General features: G+C 69.1%; 21 protein-coding genes and 1 riboswitch. Of the genes, 10 read left to right on the top strand and 11 right to left on the bottom strand.

Annotated features, from left to right (window positions below; genetic code table 11):
- Positions 1-94 precede the first annotated feature (94 nt).
- Entirely contained in the window at positions 95-727 is a 633-nt protein-coding gene (locus tag ACIQ7M_RS31870; RefSeq protein WP_403650854.1) for an HAD family hydrolase, read from the top strand.
- A 37-nt stretch (positions 728-764) separates the two neighbouring features.
- Here ACIQ7M_RS31870 and ACIQ7M_RS31865 read toward each other — a convergent pair whose 3' ends face one another.
- The 5 genes from ACIQ7M_RS31865 to ACIQ7M_RS31845 form a co-directional block, all read right to left on the bottom strand.
- Entirely contained in the window at positions 765-1,247 is a 483-nt protein-coding gene (locus ACIQ7M_RS31865) for an NUDIX hydrolase (RefSeq protein WP_355760299.1), read from the bottom strand.
- A 185-nt stretch (positions 1,248-1,432) separates the two neighbouring features.
- The gene (locus tag ACIQ7M_RS31860; protein ID WP_403650852.1) at positions 1,433-2,338 is read right to left on the bottom strand and encodes a LysR family transcriptional regulator; all 906 of its coding nucleotides are present in this window, start codon (positions 2,336-2,338) and stop codon (positions 1,433-1,435) included.
- 215 nt (positions 2,339-2,553) lie between these two features.
- Positions 2,554-3,753, bottom strand: coding sequence for a cystathionine gamma-lyase (locus tag ACIQ7M_RS31855; protein WP_386981792.1), 1,200 nt, complete (start codon positions 3,751-3,753; stop codon positions 2,554-2,556).
- On the bottom strand, positions 3,750-4,241 hold the full coding sequence (locus tag ACIQ7M_RS31850; RefSeq protein ID WP_355760292.1) for a low molecular weight protein-tyrosine-phosphatase: 492 nt from the start codon (positions 4,239-4,241) through the stop codon (positions 3,750-3,752). The genes ACIQ7M_RS31855 and ACIQ7M_RS31850 overlap by 4 nt, the downstream gene beginning before the upstream one ends.
- A gap of 18 nt (positions 4,242-4,259) precedes the next feature.
- Positions 4,260-4,637, bottom strand: a complete 378-nt coding sequence (locus ACIQ7M_RS31845; protein ID WP_355760289.1) for a phage holin family protein — start codon at positions 4,635-4,637, stop codon at positions 4,260-4,262.
- An 81-nt stretch (positions 4,638-4,718) separates the two neighbouring features.
- Here ACIQ7M_RS31845 and ACIQ7M_RS31840 point away from each other — a divergent pair, with 81 nt between their 5' ends.
- The 4 genes from ACIQ7M_RS31840 to ACIQ7M_RS31825 all read left to right on the top strand — a co-directional run bounded on the left by ACIQ7M_RS31840 (position 4,719) and on the right by ACIQ7M_RS31825 (position 7,148).
- Positions 4,719-5,036, top strand: a complete 318-nt coding sequence (locus ACIQ7M_RS31840) for a cupin domain-containing protein (RefSeq protein ID WP_355760287.1) — start codon at positions 4,719-4,721, stop codon at positions 5,034-5,036.
- Positions 5,037-5,201: 165 nt separating this feature from the next.
- Positions 5,202-5,414: a DUF5326 family protein gene (locus ACIQ7M_RS31835; protein WP_355760284.1), complete on the top strand. Its 213-nt coding sequence runs from the start codon at positions 5,202-5,204 to the stop codon at positions 5,412-5,414.
- Positions 5,415-5,850: 436 nt separating this feature from the next.
- Positions 5,851-6,609 carry an IclR family transcriptional regulator gene (locus ACIQ7M_RS31830; RefSeq protein ID WP_403650925.1) on the top strand — a complete coding sequence of 253 codons (759 nt, stop codon included), beginning with the start codon at positions 5,851-5,853 and terminating at the stop codon, positions 6,607-6,609.
- Positions 6,610-6,710: 101 nt separating this feature from the next.
- Positions 6,711-7,148, top strand: a complete 438-nt coding sequence (locus ACIQ7M_RS31825) for an SsgA family sporulation/cell division regulator (protein ID WP_355760282.1) — start codon at positions 6,711-6,713, stop codon at positions 7,146-7,148.
- Positions 7,149-7,231: 83 nt separating this feature from the next.
- Here the strand turns inward: ACIQ7M_RS31825 and ACIQ7M_RS31820 are convergent, their stop codons facing one another.
- A complete protein-coding gene (locus ACIQ7M_RS31820; protein WP_403650848.1) occupies positions 7,232-8,773 on the bottom strand; it encodes a YibE/F family protein in 1,542 nt (513 codons plus the stop codon).
- A gap of 71 nt (positions 8,774-8,844) precedes the next feature.
- A riboswitch (TPP riboswitch) is annotated at positions 8,845-9,001 on the top strand.
- Between ACIQ7M_RS31820 and thiC the strand changes: the two genes are divergently transcribed.
- Positions 8,994-10,814 (top strand): phosphomethylpyrimidine synthase ThiC, encoded by a 1,821-nt coding sequence (thiC, locus tag ACIQ7M_RS31815; protein ID WP_403650846.1) that lies wholly within the window; start codon positions 8,994-8,996, stop codon positions 10,812-10,814. Its footprint overlaps the riboswitch before it by 8 nt.
- A 57-nt stretch (positions 10,815-10,871) precedes the next feature.
- Here the strand turns inward: thiC and ACIQ7M_RS31810 are convergent, their stop codons facing one another.
- Both ACIQ7M_RS31810 and ACIQ7M_RS31805 read right to left on the bottom strand, forming a co-directional pair.
- The gene (locus ACIQ7M_RS31810; RefSeq protein ID WP_355760275.1) at positions 10,872-11,267 is read right to left on the bottom strand and encodes a VOC family protein; all 396 of its coding nucleotides are present in this window, start codon (positions 11,265-11,267) and stop codon (positions 10,872-10,874) included.
- Positions 11,264-11,626 (bottom strand): DUF1801 domain-containing protein, encoded by a 363-nt coding sequence (locus ACIQ7M_RS31805; RefSeq protein WP_386981780.1) that lies wholly within the window; start codon positions 11,624-11,626, stop codon positions 11,264-11,266. The genes ACIQ7M_RS31810 and ACIQ7M_RS31805 overlap by 4 nt, the downstream gene beginning before the upstream one ends.
- Positions 11,627-11,834: 208 nt before the next feature.
- On the opposite strand from ACIQ7M_RS31805, the gene ACIQ7M_RS31800 reads away from it, so the two are divergent.
- Together ACIQ7M_RS31800 and ACIQ7M_RS31795 are read left to right on the top strand one after the other, a co-directional pair.
- Positions 11,835-12,779, top strand: a complete 945-nt coding sequence (locus tag ACIQ7M_RS31800; RefSeq protein WP_403650843.1) for a LysR family transcriptional regulator — start codon at positions 11,835-11,837, stop codon at positions 12,777-12,779.
- Positions 12,776-14,344 (top strand): VWA domain-containing protein, encoded by a 1,569-nt coding sequence (locus ACIQ7M_RS31795; protein ID WP_403650841.1) that lies wholly within the window; start codon positions 12,776-12,778, stop codon positions 14,342-14,344. Before ACIQ7M_RS31800 ends, ACIQ7M_RS31795 begins: the two co-directional genes overlap by 4 nt.
- 174 nt (positions 14,345-14,518) lie before the next feature.
- Here ACIQ7M_RS31795 and ACIQ7M_RS31790 read toward each other — a convergent pair whose 3' ends face one another.
- The 3 genes from ACIQ7M_RS31790 to ACIQ7M_RS31780 form a co-directional block, all read right to left on the bottom strand.
- The gene (locus ACIQ7M_RS31790) at positions 14,519-15,382 is read right to left on the bottom strand and encodes a hypothetical protein (RefSeq protein ID WP_389838335.1); all 864 of its coding nucleotides are present in this window, start codon (positions 15,380-15,382) and stop codon (positions 14,519-14,521) included.
- A gap of 180 nt (positions 15,383-15,562) precedes the next feature.
- The gene (locus ACIQ7M_RS31785) at positions 15,563-16,699 is read right to left on the bottom strand and encodes a metallophosphoesterase (protein WP_403650839.1); all 1,137 of its coding nucleotides are present in this window, start codon (positions 16,697-16,699) and stop codon (positions 15,563-15,565) included.
- 202 nt (positions 16,700-16,901) lie between these two features.
- Positions 16,902-18,014 (bottom strand): LacI family DNA-binding transcriptional regulator, encoded by a 1,113-nt coding sequence (locus ACIQ7M_RS31780; protein WP_355760258.1) that lies wholly within the window; start codon positions 18,012-18,014, stop codon positions 16,902-16,904.
- A 478-nt stretch (positions 18,015-18,492) separates the two neighbouring features.
- Here ACIQ7M_RS31780 and hisC point away from each other — a divergent pair, with 478 nt between their 5' ends.
- Entirely contained in the window at positions 18,493-19,572 is a 1,080-nt protein-coding gene (gene hisC, locus ACIQ7M_RS31775; RefSeq protein WP_389838342.1) for a histidinol-phosphate transaminase, read from the top strand.
- 227 nt (positions 19,573-19,799) lie between these two features.
- A complete protein-coding gene (locus ACIQ7M_RS31770) occupies positions 19,800-21,308 on the top strand; it encodes a cytochrome ubiquinol oxidase subunit I (protein WP_403650836.1) in 1,509 nt (502 codons plus the stop codon).
- The last annotated feature ends 1 nt before the right edge of the window (position 21,309 follow it).

Raw genomic sequence — 21,309 nt, 5'->3', positions numbered from 1 at the left:
TTGGCCATGCTCAGCGCCGACAGCGATGAGCGGCAGGGGTTTCACGTGAAACGCCGCTCCCTGAAAGCCGATTGGGCCAGTAGCCTCCACGGACATGGCGAGACTTCACCTCTTCGACCTCGACGGGACGCTGCTCCACGGAAGCACCGCGCCCTTGGAGATCTCCCGGCAACTCGGTCTGGAGGCCGAGACCATCGCGCTCGAAAGGGCCATCTCCGAGGGGCGCATAGGCCCGCCGGAGTACGCGACCCAGGTGCACGCTCTGTGGACGGATCTCACCGAGGCGCATGTGACCGCTGCCTTCGACGGTGCCCCCTGGATGTCGGGGATCGAGGACGTCTGGAGGGAGATCCGGCGAAACGGCGACTACTGCGCCGTCGTCTCGCTGTCGCCCTCCTTTTTCGTGGAGCGCCTGCTGACGTGGGGAGCGCACGCGGCTCACGGCTCGCGCTTTCCCGCGGTGCCGTTCGCGGAGCCGTTGGACCCGGCGGGTGTTCTCAGCGCCGCAGCGAAGGTGCAGATCGCGGATCTGCTCTGTGCGGAGTTCGGGGTGAGCCGGGCCGACTGCGTCGCCTACGGCGACTCGGGCTCGGACAAGGAACTCTTCGGTGTCGTACCGGTGTCCGTCGCGGTCAACGCGGACCGGCATCTGAGCGGCCTCGCCACGCATGCCTACGAGGGGCGGGACTTGGGCGCCGCCTATCGACTGGTACACCGCGCCGGGTGACCGAGGGCCGCCGGAACGGCGTTGGGTTCTCTCCGGATCAGCCCAGGTCGGGCGCGTGCATGGCGCGTACGCCCTCGATGTTCCCGTCGAGGTAGTGCCTCAGCGACAGGGGTACGAGGTGGACGGAGGCGATCCCGACCCGGGTGAACGGGACGCGGACGATCTCGTATTCGCCGATGGGCTCGTCAATCTCGGGACCGTGCCGCAGGGACGGATCCATGGACTCCAGCCGGCAGACGAAGAAGTGCTGGACCTTCACACCGGTCGCGCCGCCGTCGTCGCCGATGTGCTCGACCGTGTCGACGAAGCAGGGAACCACATCGACGATCTTGGCGCCGAGTTCTTCGTGCACCTCGCGATGGAGTGCCTCGACGACAGTCGTGTCCTCCGGTTCGACCCCGCCACCCGGTGTGAGCCAGTAGGGATCGATGCCGGGCTTGGTGCGCTTGATCAAGATCAGGTCGTCGCCGTCGAGCAGGACGGCACGTGCGGTTCGCTTGACCACGGGTCGGACGGTCATGGGAGAAATGTGGCCCGGCTGGTTCCACGTGAAACATCGCGTGGCCGCGATTCCGTGTGAAAGCCCCGAAGAATCTCCGGAGTCCCGGAGTCCCGGAGTCCCGGAGTCCCGGAGTCCCGGAGTCCCGGAGCCCGAGCCCTGGGGGTGTGGGGGTCCGGGGCTGCGGCTTTCCGCCGGTACCCGCCTCAGCTCCAGTCGGCGGCCGCCCTCAGCAGCCATGCGTGCGCTCGGGCGATGTGCGGCATCGCCAGCGTTCCGGTCCGCGCGACCAGGAAGTACGTACGCAGCGGGGGCACCGCGGGATCGAGGAGCGCCACGACGTCTCCGCGCTCGATGGCGCCGGAGCAGAGGTACTTGGGCAGGACGGCCAGGCCCGCGCCCGCGGAGGCGCAGGCGAGGACCGCTCGGAGATCCGGGACGATCACCGTGCCCGAGGCGGCGGGGCGGCAGTCGAAGACCGAGGCCCAGTAGCGGGCGACGAGCGGCAGCGACTCGTGGACCTCGACGAGGGGAAAGTTTTCGAGAGCGTGGGCGCCCTTGCGGCGGAGTTTGCCCGGTCCGATCTCGGCGGCCCAGCGCGGAGCGGCGACCAGGACGTGCTCCTCGTCGCAGAGCGGAGTCGCGGTGAGCAGCGCACCCCGTGGCTGGGCCGTCGTCATGGCCAGATCATGATGTCCGGCGGCGAGCCCCTCCATCGTCTCCTCCGCGTTTCCGAAGGAGGCGCGCAGCGCGAAGCCCTGGCCGTCGTCGCCGGTCAGTTCCATGAGAGCGGGCAGCGCGCGTTCCGCGGTGAACTCGGGTGGCCCGGCGAGATGCAGCGTGCGCAGCGACGAGTCCTCGTCGAGACCGGTCTCGGTGATCTCCACGAGAGCGTCGAGATGCGGCGCCGCCTTGTGAGCGAGTTCGTCGCCGATGGTCGTGGGCGTCACGCCGCGCGCCTGGCGCAGAAACAGCGGCCGCCCCAACTGGCGCTCCAGCGTGCGGATCTGCGAGGTGACGGCCGGCTGGGACAGGCCGAGCAGTGCGGCGGCACGAGTGAAGGAACCGGCCCGGTGCACGGTCACGAACGTGCGCAGCAAGGCCAGGTCCATGGTGCCTCTCCCCTTTCAGCACCCCGCGCGAGCCCCAACTATAAATAAGTCGATAGGTCTCTGTCGCTACTGTGATTGGACACTGACACAGAGTCAACTAGCCTTGTTCGCGCGGTTCTTCGCGCGCAGAACCGGGACGGTCCGAGCCACGAGGGGGGAGGCTCGGACCGTCCGTTGTGCGTAGCGGGGGTACTGATCCCGTGGTGAGGGGCGACCTACTCCGCGGAGGCGTCGAGGGCCCTCAGGATGTCCGCGACCAGGTCCTCGGGATCCTCGGCACCGGCGGACAGGCGGATGAAGCCCTCCGGGACGGCGTCGCCGCCCCACCGGCCGCGCCGCTCGGCCGTGGACCGCACCCCGCCGAAGCTGGTGGCGTCGTCGACCAGGCGCAGCGCGTCGAGGAAGCGCTCCGCGCGCTCGCGCGAGGGCAGCGTGAAGGAGACCACGCAGCCGAAGCGGCGCATCTGCTGCGAGGCGATCTTGTACGAGGGGTCGTCGGGCAGTCCCGGGTACCGCAGCCCCGTCACCTCGGGGCGGTCCCGCAGGACTTCGGCGATCGTTTTCGCGGTGGCCGTCTGCCGGTCGGCCCTGAGCTGGAGCGTCGCGAGCGATCGGTGGGCGAGCCAGGCCTCCATGGGCCCGGGGATGGCTCCGACGATCTTGCGCCAGCGCCGTACGGGAGCCATCAGATCGGCGTTCTTGCCGGTGACGTACCCGAGGAGGATGTCGCCGTGCCCGGTGAGCATCTTGGTTCCGCTGGCCACGGAGAAGTCGGCGCCCAGCTCCAGCGGGCGCTGTCCGAGCGGGGTGGCCAGCGTGTTGTCCACGGCGACGAGCGTGCCCTGCGCGTGCGCGGCGGCCACGAGGCGGCGCAGATCACAGACGTCGAGTCCCGGGTTGGACGGTGTCTCGATCCACAGCAGCTTCGCGCCGTCCAGCACCTCGAGCTGAGCGTCGCCGGCGGTGGGAGCGGTGCGCACCTCGACTCCGAACGCGGTCAGTTGCTCGCGCACCAGCGGCAGCACCTGATAGCCGTCGTCGGGGAGGACGACGACGTCGCCGGAGCGCAGATGGGAGAAGAGCACCGCGGAGATGGCGGCCATGCCGGAGGGGAAGGACAGCGTCTCGACGGACTCCTGCCCCGGAGCCTCCAGCTCCCCGATGGCGCGCTCCAGAAGCGTCCAGGTCGGGTTCTCGTCGCGGCCGTAGGTGTAGGGGCCGGTGGGGTCACCGGGCAGATGGAAGTGCGCGGCGAAGACCGGGCCGGGGAGGGTCGGCTCGTACTTGACGGGTTCGGGCAGCCCGGCACGTACCGCCCGTGTGCCGTCGCCCTGGACCCTCGCCCACGTGTCCGCGCGCCCGTCCGTGGGGCCGGTGCCCTCGTCGTCCGCCGTGACGAAATCCCCTGACGTCATACCGCTCGTTCCTCCATCTGCTCTCGTACCGCGGCGAGCAGCCCGGGGCTCGCCGCCTCCACCATCTCAAGACATTCCTCGAAGCCGCCCATCTGTCCGTAGTACGGATCGGGGACGTCCAGGTCGTCGCCCGCGGCGGGGTCGTACGAGCGCAGCAGCCGGACCTTGCCGGCGTCCTCCGCGCTGTTCGCGAGGCGGCGCAGGGCCTTGAGATGGCCGGTGTCGAGGGCGATGACGAGATCGAGACGGGAGAACCACCCGGCCTGGAACCGCCGGGCCGCGTGGTCGCTCTCGTAGCCGCCGGCCTCCAGCACGGCGACGGTGCGCTCGTCGGCTCCGTCGCCCTCGTGCCAGCCGTCCGTGCCCGCGCTGTCGACCTCGACGAGTTCGTCGAGTCCGGCCCGCGCCACGTGGGCGCGGAAGACGGACTCGGCCATCGGCGAGCGGCAGATGTTGCCGGTGCAGACGAAGCAGACGCGGTAGGTCATCGGACCCTTTCGGTCGTTTCAGTCGCCGTCGGGCAGCACGACATTGAGCGCCCAGGAGACGACGGAGATGATCAGGCCGCCCAGGACGGCGGTCCAGAAGCCCTCCACGTGGAAACTCAGGTCGAGTTTGTCGGCGACCCACGAGGTGAGCAGCAGCATCAAGGCGTTCACCAGCAGGGTGATCAGGCCGAGGGTGAGGATGAAGAGCGGGAAGGTCAGTACCTTCACGACCGGCTTGACCAGGAAGTTCACCAGTCCGAAGACCAGTGCGACGAGGATGAGCGTGCCTATCTTCTTGCCCGTGCTGTCGCCCGTCAGGGTGATCTTGTCGAGCAGCCAGACGGCGACGGCCAGGGCCCCCGCGTTGGCGAGCGTCTTGACTACGAAATTCTTCATGTGTCTGATCGTGGCAGAGAGATCGACTGGCCAGAAGAGGCTGTGGAAACAGCCTTCGGTGTACAAGAGCGGACGAGGGCGATGAAGGCATTCCGGCTGGATGAACTGGAGGCGGAACGCGCCGCCAACGACGGTGCCTACCTGCAGTTTCTGCGTGAGCGGAACATGTCGGTCGGGCTGTACGCGCTCGACGCGGGCGCCTTCGATCCACAGAAGCCGCACGCCCAGGACGAGGTGTATTTCGTCGTCAGCGGACGGGCGTCGGTCACGGTCGGCCTGGAGACCACGCAGGTGGCCCGGGGCAGCGTCGTCTACGTGCCCGCCGGGGTCGCCCACAAGTTCCACCACATCACCGAGGACCTGCGGGTCCTGGTGGTGTTCTCTCCGCCCGAGAGCTGACCCCGCGTCTCAGGGTTCCCTAGGGGAACGGTCAGGGGAGGACAAGGGATGCGAGGCCACCGTACGGGCCTCCTCCGGCCTAGCATCGGATGCGAGACAACCAGAGAACCCGGAATGAGTGTCCCGGAGTCGGGGCCACGGGCGAGGAGAGGTAAGGACAGGGCGATGCAGGAGATCTTCGGCGGTATGCCGTGGTGGGTGAAGTGGGTCGCGGTGCCGGTCATCGCCCTCGTGGTGTTCGGCGGTCTGATAGCGAGCGTCGTCGGGTTCGTCATCGGCCTGCTCTTCAAGCTGCTCGTCTTCGTCGCGCTCGTCGGCGGGCTGATCTTCGTGGTGCGGAAGTTCATGTCGGGTTCCTCCTCGCGCAGCGACTGGTGAGGCGCGCGGGGGCGGGTGACAGGTAACGGAGAAAGGGGAAAGGGAACCCAAGGTTCCCTCGGCCGGGGGAAGTTTTCCGGTGAGGCCCTGTCTGAGCGGTGACGGGCCGTTAGAGTCCGGAACTCGACGCGGGGCCGACCCCGCGGGCAGCGCACAGCCCCCTCCCGTGACTCCCCGCACGGGCGGTCCTCCTCGCTCTTCGGAGTGCTCCTTGGCCACGGTTGACATCGCACCCGTACCATCCGTCGCTCCACCCTTCCGGCGACCGGGTACGCCCGCGGCGGCACGCGTTCCGCCGGTCCAGCCGCGTACCTCGCCGGGGGAGCCGACCCCCTCGCACACCCCGCCCAGGAAGCGGGCCGAGGGCCGGGCCCCGGCGACCGGGGAACCCGCCCGGCGGGCGCGCACTCGGTCGGCGGAGCCGGAAGCCGCTCCCCTGGACTCGCACACCACCACGTTGATCGGCTCGGTCCAGCGCGCCATGCGTCTGCTGGAGGCCGTCGCCTCCCGTGAGCAGGGCGCCCCCGCCAAACAGCTCGCCCGGGAGGCGGGACTGGCGTTGCCGACCGCCTACCACCTGCTGCGCACCCTGGTCCACGAGGGCTATCTGCGGCGCGACAGGGGGCTGTTCTTCCTCGGCGAGGCCGCCGAGCGGCTCGGCAGCAGCGGAGCCCGGCAGAAACGTCGCAGCACGGTGCGGGACACCCTCGAGCACTGGCGCGACGCGATCGGCGCACCTGTGTACTACGCGGTCTACCGCGAGGGTGAGATCGAGGTCATGTGCGTCGCGGACACCCCGGCGAACCCCGCCGTCGAGGAGTGGGCCGACTTCCGCGAGACCGGGCACGCCCACGCGGTCGGCCAGTGCCTGCTGGCCCAGTTGGACGACAAGTCCCGGCGCGACCATCTCGACCGCTACCCGGTGCGGGCGCTCACCCCGTACACGGTGCGTGACGAGGACCGTCTGCTGCGCCGGCTGGAACGGACGGGCCGGATGGAACCGGTGATCGAGCGGCAGGAGTACGCGCTGGGCACGGTCTGCGCCGCGATCCCGGTCACGGTGGGCAGTTCGGCCGCGGTCGTCGCCTTCTCCCTCCCGTCCCACCAGGGCGACCGGCTGATCCCCACGGCACGGAGGCTCCAGAGCGAGGTGGGCCGCCTACTAGGAACACTCGCCATCTCTATCAGTATCTGAAAACTCACTCCTTGTAATTAGGCATGCACGTTGAGCAATATTTCCAGCAGTGTCAGGTGGGACGACTGCTGGCCAGTCGACAGCAAACGACGGGGTAGGCGATGCGCGAGTCGGTGCAGGCAGAGGTCATGATGAGCTTCCTCGTGTCCGAGGAGCTGTCCTTCCGCATTCCTGTCGAACTGCGATACGAGACCTGTGATCCGTACGCGGTGCGGTTGACCTTCCACTTGCCCGGCGACGCGCCGGTGACCTGGGCGTTCGGGCGGGAACTGCTCATCGACGGGGTGGGCAGGCCCTGTGGTGACGGCGATGTGCACATCGCTCCGGCCGACCAGGAGGCCCTGGGAGAGGTGCTGATCCGGCTTCAGGTCGGCGGTGATCACGCGCTGTTCCGGTCCGGGACCGCGCCGCTCGTCGCGTTCCTCGACCGGACGGACCGGCTCGTGCCGCTCGGGCAGGAACGCTCTCTCGAAGGATTCGACACATCCCTCGACGCGGTGCTCGACCGCATCCTCTCGGAGGAGCAGAGCGCGGGCTGACGCCCCGGTCGGCCCGAAGCGGAGGAACGCTTCCTCACAAGGGCCGCCGGTGCAGGATGGTTTCAGCGCTTACTGGGCACGCGTCAGTGCTTGCGGCGACGTCCCTTGCCGCTCCGCGCCGGGGTCCTGTCGGCCGTGGACTGGGCGGGGACGGGCGCGCCGTCCTCACGGTCCGCGGCGACCACCAGGGCGGCCAGCGCGGTCGTCACCGGCACCGCGGCGACCAGACCGATCGATCCGACGAGCGTCCGCACGATCTCCTCGGCGACCAGCTCGCTGTTGGCGACGGTGTCCACGCTGCTCTGCGCGATCGAGAAGAGCAGGAGCAGCGGCAGCGCGGCGCCCGCGTAGGCCAGGACGAGCGTGTTGACGACCGACGCGATGTGGTCCCGGCCGATACGGATACCCGCCCGGTACAGGGCGCGCCGGCCCATCGTGGGGTTCGCCTCGTGCAGTTCCCAGACGGCGGACGTCTGTGTCACCGTCACGTCGTCCAGGACGCCGAGCGAACCGATGATGACGCCGGCCAGCAGCAGACCGCTCATGTCGATGGACGGGTACAGGCCGTGGATCAGGCCGGTGCTGTCGTCGGTGTTGCCGGTCAGTACGGCCCAGTCGATGAAGAACGAGCCGAGGAAACCGATCAGCACCAGCGAGAGCAGGGTGCCGACCACCGCCACGGACGTCCGGGCCGACAGACCGTGACACATGTAGAGCGCGATCAGCATGATCGCGCTGGACCCGACAACGGCCACGAGCAGCGGGTTCGAGCCCTGCAGGATCGCGGGCAGGATGAAGAAGTTCAGGATCACGAAGCTGATGGCCAGGGCGACCAGCGCCATGATGCCGCGCATCCTGCCGATCACCACGACGACCACCGCGAAGATCACGGCGAGCAGCGTCAGCGGCAGCTTCCGGTTCGCGTCCGTGACCGAGTACTGGAGGTCCTTGGGAGCGGACGGCTCGTACGCGACGACGACCTTCTCGCTCTGGTGCAACTGCCGTGACTGGTCCGGCTGGACGATCTCGGTGAACGTGCGGCCCTTGTCCTTTCCGGTGTCGATCCGGACGGTCGCTTTCTTGCATTCCCTCGAGGACCCGCTCCGAGCCGAGGAACCCCCGGTCGCGGAGGTGTCGCCCACCGAGGTCCCCGAGGAGGCGTTCACGGACTTGCAGTCCACTTGGTCGATCTTCGTGACCGTCGCCTGCTGGGTCTGCCGGTCGAAGCCGACACCGGTGCGCTCGTGGGCCGGTGCGCCGCCGGGCCACAGGAGCACGAGACCCGCCACGACCGCCGCCGCGAAGGGGATCAGTACCGCGGCGATGACCTTGCGCAGATGCTTGGAGACCGGCGCCGCGGGACCGTGGCTGTGGGAATGCCCGTGCCCGGCACCCGCAGGTTCGCTGTGCCCGCGGCGGGAACCCGGCTCGTGCCCGTCGCCCGAACCGTGATGATCACCGTCCGGTCCGTGCCCATGTCCGTGCCCATGTCCGTGCCCATGTCCGTGCCCCTGCTCATGCCGGTGCTCGGGGCCGGTGCCGGAGCCATGTCCGCGGCCGCCGTCGGAGCCGGGACGGCGTGGTGGCTCGGACGGGGGGAACGAGTGCTGCCGGGTCGTCGTCACCGCCCGATCATCGCAAGAACGTCAAGGGCCCTCTGTTCACCGCGCCAAATATGGCGCTAGCGTGGAGGCACCTTTGCACACGCGGGAGCTCGGAGCACCGGGCTGAGAGGACGCTGACCTCCGTCTTCGCGATGTTTCACATGAAACATCGGCGATCGGAAGCCGCTGCGTCGACCGCTGAACCTGTTACCGGGTAATGCCGGCGTAGGGAGTAGGTCAGATGACCGACAAGGATGTACGCATGCCTGCCTCCGGGCGGACGGACGGGGCTTCCCCGCTGTCTCCGGACGGCCAGGACAGGCAGTCCATCGGCTGGCACAAGGCGTACGTCGGGGGCACACGCCCCGATCTGCGGGTGCCGGTCCGCCAGGTGCACCTCACCAACGGGCAGTCCGTGACGCTGTACGACACGTCCGGCCCGTACACCGATCCGACCGTCGACACCGATGTGCGCAGGGGGCTGGCGCCGCTGCGTGAGAACTGGATCATCGCGCGCGGAGACACCGACGAGTACGCGGGCCGCCCCGTCCGCCCCGAGGACGACGGGATCAAGCACACGTCCCCGCGCGGAGGACTGCGCAACCTCGACGCGGTCTTCCCCGGCCGGCCGCGACAGCCACGCCGTGGGCGGCCCGGCCAGGCGGTCACCCAACTCGCCTACGCGCGACGCGGGGAGATCACGCCCGAGATGGAGTTCGTGGCGCTCCGCGAGAACGTCGATCCCGAGGTCGTACGGGAGGAGATCGCCGCGGGCCGAGCGGTGCTGCCCGTGAACGTCAACCATCCGGAGATCGAGCCGATGATCATCGGCAAACGGTTCCTGGTGAAGGTCAACGCCAACATCGGCAATTCCGCGGTGACTTCCTCCATCGAGGAGGAGGTGGAGAAGATGACCTGGGCGACCCGCTGGGGTGCTGACACGGTCATGGACCTGTCCACCGGTCGCAACATCCACACCACCCGTGAATGGGTGCTGCGCAACTCCCCCGTACCCATCGGCACCGTGCCGCTCTACCAGGCGCTGGAAAAGGTCGACGGTCGTGCGGAGGAGCTGACCTGGGAGATCTACAAGGACACCGTCGTCGAACAGGCCGAGCAGGGCGTGGACTACATGACGGTCCACGCGGGCGTGCGCCTGGCGTACGTACCGCTCACCGCGAACCGCAAGACCGGCATCGTCTCGCGCGGCGGCTCGATCATGGCCGCCTGGTGCCTCGCGCACCACAAGGAATCGTTCCTGTACGAGAACTTCGAGGAACTCTGCGAGATCCTCGCCGCGTACGACGTCACCTACTCGCTCGGCGACGGGCTGCGGCCGGGTTCCATCGCGGACGCCAACGACGCCGCGCAATTCGCCGAGTTGAGGACGCTCGGGGAACTCAACGCGGTCGCGAAGCGTTTTCAGGTACAGACGATGATCGAAGGCCCGGGACATGTCCCGATGCACAAGATCAAGGAGAACATCGACCTTCAGCAGGAGATCTGTGATGAAGCTCCGTTCTATACCCTCGGCCCGCTGACGACGGACGTCGCGCCGGCGTACGACCACATCACTTCCGGCATCGGTGCCGCGATGATCGCCTGGTGGGGCACGGCCATGCTCTGCTATGTCACGCCCAAGGAGCACTTGGGCCTGCCCGATCGTGACGACGTCAAGACCGGCGTCATCACCTACAAGATCGCCGCCCACGCAGCCGACCTCGCCAAGGGGCACCCAGGTGCGCAGGAATGGGATGACGCGCTCTCCGACGCCCGCTTCGAGTTCCGGTGGGAGGACCAGTTCAACCTGGCTCTCGATCCGGACACGGCGCGGGAGTTCCACGACCAGACTCTGCCGGCCGAGCCCGCCAAGACGGCCCACTTCTGCTCCATGTGCGGGCCGAAGTTCTGCTCGATGAAGATCAGCCAGGACATCAACGAGCGATTCGGCGGTGAAGCGGCCGACGGCGCCTCCGCCGCGGAGATCTCCGAGGGCATGCTCCAGAAGTCCCGGGAGTTCGCGGAGGCCGGCAACCGCGTGTACCTGCCGCTGGCCGACTGAGCCATCCCGCGGGGGCGCGGTCCGGGGAGCACACCCGGACCGCGGTCCCCGGCCCGGTCACGGTGTGACGTCCTGCGGGTACCAGCGCAGTTCGACGGTGTTGGCGTCCGGGTCCCGGACATAGACCGAGGTCGCGGTGCCGCGCGCGCCGAAGCGTTCCACGGGCCCTTCGAGCACGGTGAAGGATCCCGACGCGATGACCCGGTCCCAGTCCAGCGGTTCCACGGTGAGACAGATGTGGTCGACGTTGGACCCCTCAGGGGCATGGGCGATCAGGTCGATGATGGTTTCCGCGGTGACCCTCACCGACGGGAACGGGGCCTGCCCGAGACGCCATTCGGCGACGCGTACGGGTTCCAGGCCGAGAAGTCCGGTGTAGAAGTCCAGGGACCGTTCGACGTCCTCCACCTTGAGGACCAGATGGTCGAAGGCCTTCACGCGCAGGGTGGTCATGTCGTCTCCAGGGCGACGGCGTGGCGAAGCCACGCGCTGAACAGGTCGGGGTCGATCTCGTCGGCTCGGCCGAGCTTCACCGAGGCCATCCGGCGGGCGCCGGCGACCAGCCGGCCCGATGGGTCGGCCACGTCCTGGCCGCGCCACAGGCCGAAGGTGACGTAGGACGTGTGGGCTTTCAGCAGGCAGACCGGGGTCCGGCCCGGCCTGTCCCCGAGGCTCCAGGCGGGATGGCCGTGCCACATCGCGCCGGAGCCGTCGGGGAGGACCGAGTCGATGACGTGCCTGGCCCTCTCGCCGATGTCGCGCAGTGGGCCGTCGAGCCCGTTCAGATGGGCGGTGATGTCCGCGGAAGTCATGGGGTCCCCGCTTCGGAAAGGGTGTGATGGGGGTGGCGGACGCGGTGGGCGGAGCCGGGCACGGAGGCGCCGTGCCCGCGGAGTGCCGGGGACTGTCCGGCTTCCTCCCCCGGCCGGGTGGACGCCTTCTACGATCCGCCGTGGGACGGACGCCATCAAGGCATGATCGCTGCACGACCGTTGAGCTGGATTTAACGCTGGGGGGTTCATGCTGGAGCGCCTGGAGATCGAGACCTTTCTGACGCTGGCCGAGGAACTGCACTTCGGCCGGACCGCCGAGCGGCTACTGATCACCACCGGGCGGGTCAGCCAGGTGATCAAGACGCTGGAGCGCAAAGTCGGCGGCCTGCTGTTCGAACGCACCAGCCGTTCGGTCCGGCTCACCCCGATCGGCCGACAGCTCGCGGACGACCTGACGCCCCTGGTCGCCGGGATCGAAGCCGCGCTGCGCAGGGCCGCCGACGCGAGCCGGGGCATCACCGGAGAGCTGCGGGTCGCCTTCCTCGGTGAGTGGACGGCGCCCGCGCTTCTCAGAGCGGTCGCCCTGTTCGGTGAGCGTCACCCGGACTGCCGGGTCGACGTGCGGGAGGTCCAGCTCTCCAACTCCCGTGCGAGTCTCGTGGACGGTTCGGTCGACGTGCTGCTCGCCTCGTTCCCCTTCGACGGAATGGCCCGCGGACCCGCCCTGCTGCGGGAGGAAAGGGTCCTGGCGGTCGCGGCCGGTCATCCGCTGGCCGGTGAGGAGCGGCTGTCCCTGGAGGTGCTCGCGGAACACCCCGTGGTGCAGTACCCCGCGGTGACCTCGGCGGGGTTCAAGCGGGACCGCACACCGGACCACACCCCATCGGGCAGACCCGTCCCGAAGGGCCCGGTCGGCGGTTCGTTCTCCGAGATGCTGACCCTGGTCGCGATGGGCCGGGGCGTCCTTCCGGTCGGAGAGCACTCGCGGCAGTACTACCCCCGGCCCGACATCGCCTACGTACCCCTTCACGACGCCCGGCCGATCGAGCGGGGACTGGTGTGGAGGGAGAGCAACACCACCGAACGCCTGCGTGAGTTCGTCCGGGCCGCCTTGGACGCGGCCGGTTCCTCCCACGCGCGGGCCCATCGGTCGGATCCACCGACGGCTTCTCCAGGGAGACTGGGCGCATGACACCGACATCGATGAGCAAGGGTGCCAACCTTCCCGTTGCCGCGCAGGCGGTGCGGGTCGTACTCGGCTGGACGGGAGGCCCCGGCGCGCCCGACGCCGATGCCTCGGCCCTGCTGCTGCGCGCGGACGGGAAGGTCCGCGACGACGGTGACTTCGTCTTCTACAACCAGCCCCGGCATGCCTCCGGCGCCGTGCGCCACGCGGGCAAGCGGCGGGAGGGCGACGGGACGACGGACACCGTCGAGGTGGATCTGCGCGCCCTGGAGCCGGAGATCCAGCGGGTGGTCCTGGGTGCCTCGGCGGACGGAGGCACCTTCGGCGAGCTGTCGGGACTGAAGCTGAGGCTGCTCGACGCCGGAACCGGCGAGGAACTGGCGTTCTTCGAGATGGAGGCGACGACGGAGACCGCCTTCATCGGAGGCGAGCTGTACCTGCGGGGCGGTCAGTGGAAGTTCCGCGCGGTGGGCCAGGGGTATGCCTCCGGACTCGCGGGCCTGGCCACGGACTTCGGGATCAGCGTGGACGAGGAGCCGGGCGCTTCCGGGAGCACGGACGCGAGGAGCGCGTCCCCCGGAACCGCCTCACCGGCACTCCCGTCGGCAACGACTCCGCCGTCGGTCCCGATGAGCCCCGCCGCGCCCGTTCCCCCGTCACCTCTGTCACCTCCGCCGGCACCGGCACCCCCGCAGGCCCCCGCGGCCCCGCCGACCCCTGTGCCCCCGGCCGCGCCCCTCCCGTCTGCACCCCTGGCACCCCCGGTGCCCCAGGCGCCCCCGGCCCCGGGTTCCGGCTCGGCTCCTCGTCTCGTCAAGGGAGAGGAGCGGTTGCCCGTGGACATGCGCAAGCGGCTCTCCCTGCGCAAGGAGCAGGTGGCGGTCAGTCTGCGCAAGCACGGGGCCGTGGGCATCAGAGCCCGCGTCATCCTGGTCCTGGACGCCTCCGGCTCGATGTCGTTCCTGTACTCCAGGGGCGTCGTGGCCGACGTCGTGGAGCGGATGGCCGCGGTGGCGGCCCAGTTGGACGACGACGGGGAGATGCAGGCGTGGACGTTCGCGTCGAACCCGGCCCGGCTGCCGGACCTCGCCCTGGGCGATCTGCCGGAGTGGCTGGAGCACCATGTCCGGGTCGGTGAACTGACGCTGTTCCGGCGGAAGAAGCCGAGGAAGGGCCTGCTGCCGGGCCAGGTGGACATGCGGGCGGTGGGCATCCAGAACGAGGAGCAGAAGGTGATCGCCGAGGTCCGGGCGTTCGTCCGCGCGCATTCGGCCGCCGATCCCACGCTGGTGCTCTTCTTCTCCGACGGCGGCGTCTACCGCAACAAGGAGATCGAGAACGAGCTGCGCGAGGCGGTGGAAGAGCCGGTCTTCTGGCAGTTCGTCGGACTGGGGCGCTCCAACTACGGCGTTCTGGAGAGGTTCGACACCCTGCCGGGCAGGCGCGTCGACAACGTGGGCTTCTTCGCGGTCGACGACATCAGCGACGTCCCGGATCCGGAGCTCTACGACCGGCTGCTGTCCGAGTTCCCGTCGTGGGTGAAGGAGGCGCGTCGGCTGGGCATCGTCTGAGACGGCCCGACAGACGGAGGGGGGAGCCCGCGGGACGGCGTCGACAGATCCCGGGGCAGCCGTGAGAGCCCGCCGGTGCCGGTGGCCGGAAAGCACCGCACCGGCACGGGTGTACGGGCCCGCGCACCCGCGCGGGCCCTCTCCTGCCTCGGACCCGGCCGTCGGCCGGCCGGGTCACTCGGGCTGGTGTTCCGGTCCTCCGAAGTCCGGGCTGGTGAAGTCCGGGCTGGAGAAACTCGGGCGCGGGCCCGCCGCGGGTCCGCCGTCGGGACTGCTGAACCCCGGCCGGCCGTACCCGAGGTGGGGCATGCGGCTGGGGGCCGGTGCGGGTCGGCTCAGTGCCGCCGAGCCCGGGTCCGCGAGGGCTTCCCGGAGGAACGGCATGATGCCGCGCTCCAGCAGGGCGTCACGCCAGGCCTCCTTGGCCCGGGCGACCTGTCCGGTCAGCTCGTCACCCGCTCCCGCATGGAGGGAGGACGAGCTGTTGCGCAGGGCGGTCAGCAGCAGTCCGGCCGCGGCGACCAGAATGGCGGCCGCCGTGACCGCGCCGAAGACCCATCCGGTGGTGAGAAGGGTTCTGGCGATGGTCGGCTCGGGATCGAGCATCCTCAGGACGTAGCCCACGAGCAGGAATATCGCCGCGGCTGTCCCGGCGAGGACGGGGGCGAGCACCGCGACGACGGCGACGGCACCGGCCCCGGCGGTCTCGGTGACCTCCCCCACGGTGGCGGCGAGCCCCATCGCGGTCGTGCCCGGCTCCGTGGAGCCGGCTTCCTCGCTCACGGCCGGGGCGGACCGCACCGGCCGGCGCAGTTCGCTGCGGATCTTCACATAGTGCGCGTACTCGTCCGACGCGGCCGTCGTGATGAGGGCCGTGGCGTTGAGCGCCATGGTGCGCAGTTGTTCGAGGTTGAGCCGCTGGCCGACAGCGGCGAGTTCCGGGCGGTGTGGTGCGGAGCGCAGCGCCTCATCGAGGATCCGCTCGTATTCCTGGCGGTCCTCGCTCAGCAGGTGCTGCGGAACGCTGTTCATCTGCATCCCCCGATGCTCCGTAGGGCTGGTGGCTCGCACGCTGACGAGCCGTCGGGCAGAAACGGAGGGGAGCCTGCTACGGATAAGCCGATGGTAGAGCGGCGACGGCACGCCGTGACAGGGGGTTTCCAGAAATTGGCCCCTGTCCGGAGTGGTCCGTCGGCCGGACGCCTGCCCGGTGAACGCTCAGATATCCAGCGGAAGTTGTTGGACCAGCAGCTTTCCGGCCATGGTCACTCCACCGTCCATCGCGATGGCCAGACCGTCGGCGTAGACGTGCGGTCCTTCGATGACGGGACCCGCTCCGGCCTCGCCGTCCTCCGGGTTCACCTCGCCGAGGAGGTAGGGAATGGGGCTGTGGCCGTGGACGATGCGGGTGCCGCCGTACGCGCCGAGCAGTGCGTGGACCGCCTCGGCGCCCTCGTCGCGGAAGGCGAAGCGACGGGTGAACTTGCGGAACAGGTCCCAGCAGTCCTCGGCGTCGTTGCGGGTGAGGGTTTCGCGGACGGTGTCGTTGACCGCTTCGATTGAGTCGCCGTAGTCGAGGTAGGCGGTGGTGTCGGAGTGCACCAGAAGGTGTCCGTCGACCAGTTCCATGGCGTCGAGGCGGGCCATCCACTGCAGGTGGTGGTCCTGGAGGCGGTCCATGTCCGTCTTCTGGCCGCCGTTGAGGAGCCAAGCGGCCTGGAAGGTGGCGGTGCCGGCGCCGGAGCTGACCGGGGTGTCGCCGAACCGCTTGGCGCCGAGCAGCAACAGCTCGTGGTTGCCCATGAGCGCCTTGCAGTAGCCGCCGGCCGCGGCCGCCTCGGCGGACAGCCGCATCACGAGGTCGATCACGCCGATGCCGTCCGGACCCCGGTCGGTGAAGTCGCCGAGGAACCACAGGCGCGAGGTGCCGGCCGACCAGTTGCCGGCGGCGTCGACGAGGCCCTTGGCCTGGAGCGCGGCGACGAGCTGGTCGAGATAGCCGTGCACGTCCCCGACGACGTACAGCGGGCCGGGTCCGGCGCCGGGTGCCGGGGCGGGTGCGCCGGAGGGGTCGACGACGACCTGCTGGGTGTCGCCGCGGTGGATGACCGGCAGATCGCGCTGCGTGGGCGTGTACCCCTCGGAGAACTCGCCCGGGAACTCCGGCGGAGCCTCCCCGGACGCGTACGGGGAGGACTCTCCCGACGCGTACCGCGCGGTCATGGGTCCGGCGCCCTCGCCGTGAGGCGTGTCCTGCGCATACGGACCGGTCTCGTGGACGTACCCGGGTACCCGGAAGTCGCGCAACGTCGCCGTCCGCACCACCTCGGGTCCCTGACCGGCCCCCTGAGTCATCGACCCCTCCACCACCATCGCGCCGCATCTGCACCCGTTCGGACTGCCTGGTCGCAGCGGCCCGCGGTGTCGTCCGCCCATCATAGGAATGCGGATCGCGCCATGTGATGACCCAGGGGTGGTGAATCGGAACAGGAGCCCAGTTCACCGCGGTTTTCGCCCGAATTGGGCGGAGCTCGCCCCACCCCGTTCGGATCGTGCCTCAGCCCTGCTCGGGTGATCGTGGCGGACTGACGGTCGTCCGGGGCGGCCGCCGCTGCGACGAGGTCCGCACGATCAGCTCCGTGGGTATCACCTGCTCGACCGGTTGGTCCGATTCGACCCCCTCGATGGCGTCGATCAGCAACTGGACGACCGCCGTGCCGATTCTGCGCGGTTTGAGGGACAGCGTCGTGACGGGTGGCTCGGTGCTGGCGTAGACGTTCGACTCGCTGCAGCACACCAGAAGCAGGTCGTCGGGTACGCGCAGACCGTAGCGGCGGGCGGCCGCCAGCAGGTCGGTGCCGTTCGGGTCGAAGAGGCCGTAGACGGCGTCCGGCCGGTCGGGCCGGGCGAGGAGCCGGTCGGCGGCCACCGCTCCGGCGCATGGATCGTGCGCCGGATAGGCCTCGTACACCGGATCCTGGCCCACGCGCTCGCACCAGCGCAGGTACGCGGTGGTGGAGAGGCGGGTGTACGTGTCCGTGGTGGTGCCGGTGAGGAGGCCGATACGCCGGGCTCCGGCGTCGGCCAGGTGGTCGAGGATGCCGAGGACCGCGGCCTCGTGGTCGTTGTCCACCCAGGCGGTGACCGGGAGCGATCCCACGGGCCGGCCGTCGGAGACGACGGGCAGCCCCTGGCGGACCAGCTCGCTGACGACCGGATCCTGGTCGGACGGGTCGATGACCACGGTTCCGTCCAGGGCGACGTTCGACCACACGTCGTGGCGGGAGGTCGCCGGGAGGATGACCAGGGCGTATCCCCGGGCGAGCGCGGCCGAGGTGGCGGCTCTGGCCATCTCGGCGAAGTACGCGAACTCGGTGAAGGTGAAAGGTTCATCCCCGTACGTGGTGACGGTCAGGCCGATCAGGCCCGACTTGCCGGTACGGAGGGTTCGGGCCGCGGCCGAGGGGCGATACCCCAGCCGGTCGGCGACTTCGCGGACATGGCGTCGGGTGGCGTCCGGGAGCCGCCCCTTGCCGTTGAGGGCATCGGACACGGTTGTGATGGAGACCCCTGCTGCCGCGGCCACGTCTCTGATGCCCGCCCGGCCCGGCCGACCGCCTCGGCGGGAGGTCTCCGCCCGGCTCACCTGGTGCTTCCCTGCTGCTGTCATGGCGAGCCGATAGTAGGGCTCATACGGTGGGGTAGTGCGGACGCATATGCACGCGTTGACAGGCACGTTTCTGCATGATCGAAATGCGCTAACTCCCTTTGAAGCGAAGGTAGTTGAGCGATCCCATCCCGATACGTGACTTGTCGGCGTGCGCGCGCCTGCCAAGCGGGTCATGTTTCGAAGAGGTCTCAACTCACCTGTACGAGGGATGCGCGCCACGGCGTGAGCCACCGGCGCATGTGGTAGCCCTCGACGCGCCCCCTTTTCGTACGACTTCGTACGAGGAGGGGGCCCCGGGTGGGCGACGGCGACGCCCCGACCGGATGTCACCGGCGTCCGCGGATGATCACCCGGCGGGGCGCGCGGCGGTGTCGGGTTGTCCACAGGCCATTCGCAGCGGCGCGGAATCCTCATAAGGTGAGAAGTATTGGTAGCCGGTGGTGGTCATGAGCCGCTGGTGGTCACGAGGAGGACTGCGGTGAGCGACACGAACCCCAAGCTGCGTGCCGAGCTGGCGGGGATCCCCACCTACAAGCCCGGCAAACCCGCCGCCGCCGGCGGCGCCGTGGCGTACAAGCTGTCCTCCAACGAGAACCCGTATCCGCCGCTGCCGGGCGTGGTCGAGAGCCTGACCGCGGCGGCCGGTTCGTTCAACCGCTACCCGGACATGGCGTGCACCGGGCTGATGAACGAGCTGGCGGACCGTTTCGGCGTCCCGGTCTCCCACCTGGCGACCGGCACGGGCTCGGTCGGTGTCGCGCAGTCGCTGCTGCAGTCCACGAGCGGTCCCGGTGACGAGGTCATCTACGCCTGGCGGTCCTTCGAGGCGTACCCGATCATCACGCAGATCAGCGGGGCGACCTCGGTGCGGGTGCCGCTGACCCCGGGCGAGGTGCACGACCTGGACGCGATGGCCGACGCCATCACCGACCGGACGCGGCTGATTTTCGTCTGCAACCCGAACAATCCGACCGGCACGGTGGTCCGCCGGGCGGAGCTGGAGCGGTTCCTGGACCGAGTGCCGAGCGATGTGCTGGTCGTCCTGGACGAGGCGTACCGCGAGTTCATCCGTGACGTCGAGGTGCCGGACGGTGTGGAGATCTACCGTGACCGGCCCAACGTCTGTGTACTGCGCACGTTCTCCAAGGCGTACGGGCTGGCCGGACTCCGGGTCGGCTTCGCGATCGCTCACGAGCCGGTGGCGGCCGCGCTCCGGAAGACGGCGGTGCCGTTCGGCGTGAGCCAGCTCGCCCAGGACGCCGCGGTGGCGAGTCTGCGGGCCGAGGACGAACTGATCGGCCGGGTCGGTTCGCTGGTCTGCGAGCGCACCCGGGTGGTCGACGCCCTGCGCGGTCAGGGCTGGACGGTGCCTGAGACGCAGGCCAACTTCGTGTGGCTGCGACTGGGGGAGCGCACTCTGGACTTCGCCGCGCACTGCGAGCAGGCCGGGGTCGTCGTGCGTCCCTTCGCGGGTGAGGGCGTCCGCGTCACGATCGGTGAGACCGAGGCGAACGACATCTTCCTGAAGGCGACCGAGAGCTTCCACAAGGGGCTGTAGTCACCCGCCGAGGGGCCCGTACGCGTCGATCGCGTACGGGCCCCTCGGCGTTGGGGCCGTTCGGTCCCGGTTAAGGACCCCCCGCCCCTACGCCGTCGAACGAGCATGCGTCATAATTGCTTGTGAATGTGAACGCGTTCACAAGCGTGTCCTGTTGCTCCCATGATGTCTGTGACGAAGCGGGCACACTGCCGCTGTGACAACGGCGACGTAAGGAGACTGACGACGTGGAATTGGCTTTGGCGCCAGAGACCATGGCGCGATGGCAGTTCGGAATCATCACCGTCTACCACTTCTTTTTCGTGCCCCTGACGATCTCGCTCGCGGCGCTCGTCGCCGGCCTGCAGACCGCCTGGGTGCGTACGGAGAAGCCGAAGTACCTGAGCGCCACCAAGTTCTGGGGCAAGCTGTTCCTGATCAACATCGCGATGGGCGTGGTCACCGGCATCGTCCAGGAGTTCCAGTTCGGTATGAACTGGTCCGCCTACTCACGCTTCGTCGGCGACATCTTCGGCGCTCCGCTCGCCTTCGAGGCCCTGCTCGCCTTCTTCTTCGAGTCCACCTTCATCGGGCTGTGGATCTTCGGCTGGGACAAGCTGCCTAAAAAGCTCCACCTCGCCTGCATGTGGATGGTCTCCATCGGCACCATGCTGTCCGCGTACTTCATCCTCGCGGCCAACTCGTGGATGCAGCACCCGGTCGGCTACCGGATCAACAAGGAGAAGGGGCGCGCGGAACTCACCGACTTCTGGCATGTGCTGACCCAGAACACCGCGCTCGCCCAGGTGTTCCACACCCTGACCGCGGCGTTTCTGACCGGCGGCGCCTTCATGGTGGGCATCGCCGCGATCCACCTGGTCCGCAAGCGGCACGTCGCCGTCATGAAGACCTCGCTGCGCCTCGGCCTCGTCACCGTCGTCGTCGCCGGTCTCCTCACGGCGATCAGCGGCGACACCCTCGGCAAGATCATGTTCAAGCAGCAGCCGATGAAGATGGCCGCCGCCGAGGCGCTGTGGGACGGCCAGGACTCCGCGCCCTTCTCGATCTTCGCGTACGGAGATGTCAGCAAGGGCCACAACACCGTCGAGCTGTCGATCCCCGGGATACTGTCGTTCCTCGCCGACGACGACTTCAACTCGTACGTCCCCGGCATCAACGACACGAACAAGGCCGAGCAGGAGAAGTACGGCCCCGGCGACTACCGCCCCATCATCCCGGTCACCTTCTGGGCGTTCCGCTGGATGATCGGCTTCGGCATGGCCTCCTTCGCGATCGGCATCGTCGGACTCTGGCTGACCCGCAAGAAGTTCATGCTGCCGCAGCACCTGAGGGTCGGCGAGGACGAGGCACCGCATCTGGTCCTGTTCAAGAGCAAGGCACTCGGCCCGAAGCTCACCAAGTGGGGCTGGCGCATCGCCATCTGGACCCTGGCCTTCCCGCTGATCGCCAACTCCTGGGGCTGGATCTTCACCGAGATGGGCCGTCAGCCGTGGGTCGTGTACGGCGTTCTGCAGACGCGGTACGGGGTCTCCCCCACCGTCTCGCAGGGCGAGGTCATCACCTCCCTGACCGTCTACTCGCTGATCTACGCGATCCTCGCCGTCATCGAGGTCAAGCTGCTCGCGAAGTACGTCAAGGCAGGTCCGCCCGAGCTGACCGAGTCCGACCTCAACCCGCCCACCAGGATCGGCGGCGACTCCAGGGACGCCGACAAGCCGATGGCCTTCTCCTACTAGG

The sequence above is a fragment of the Streptomyces sp. NPDC096324 genome (assembly GCF_044763015.1).
GTDB lineage: Bacteria > Actinomycetota > Actinomycetes > Streptomycetales > Streptomycetaceae > Streptomyces.
The sequence above is the reverse complement of the archived record's forward strand: the minus strand, read 5'-3'. Positions and strand labels throughout refer to the sequence as shown.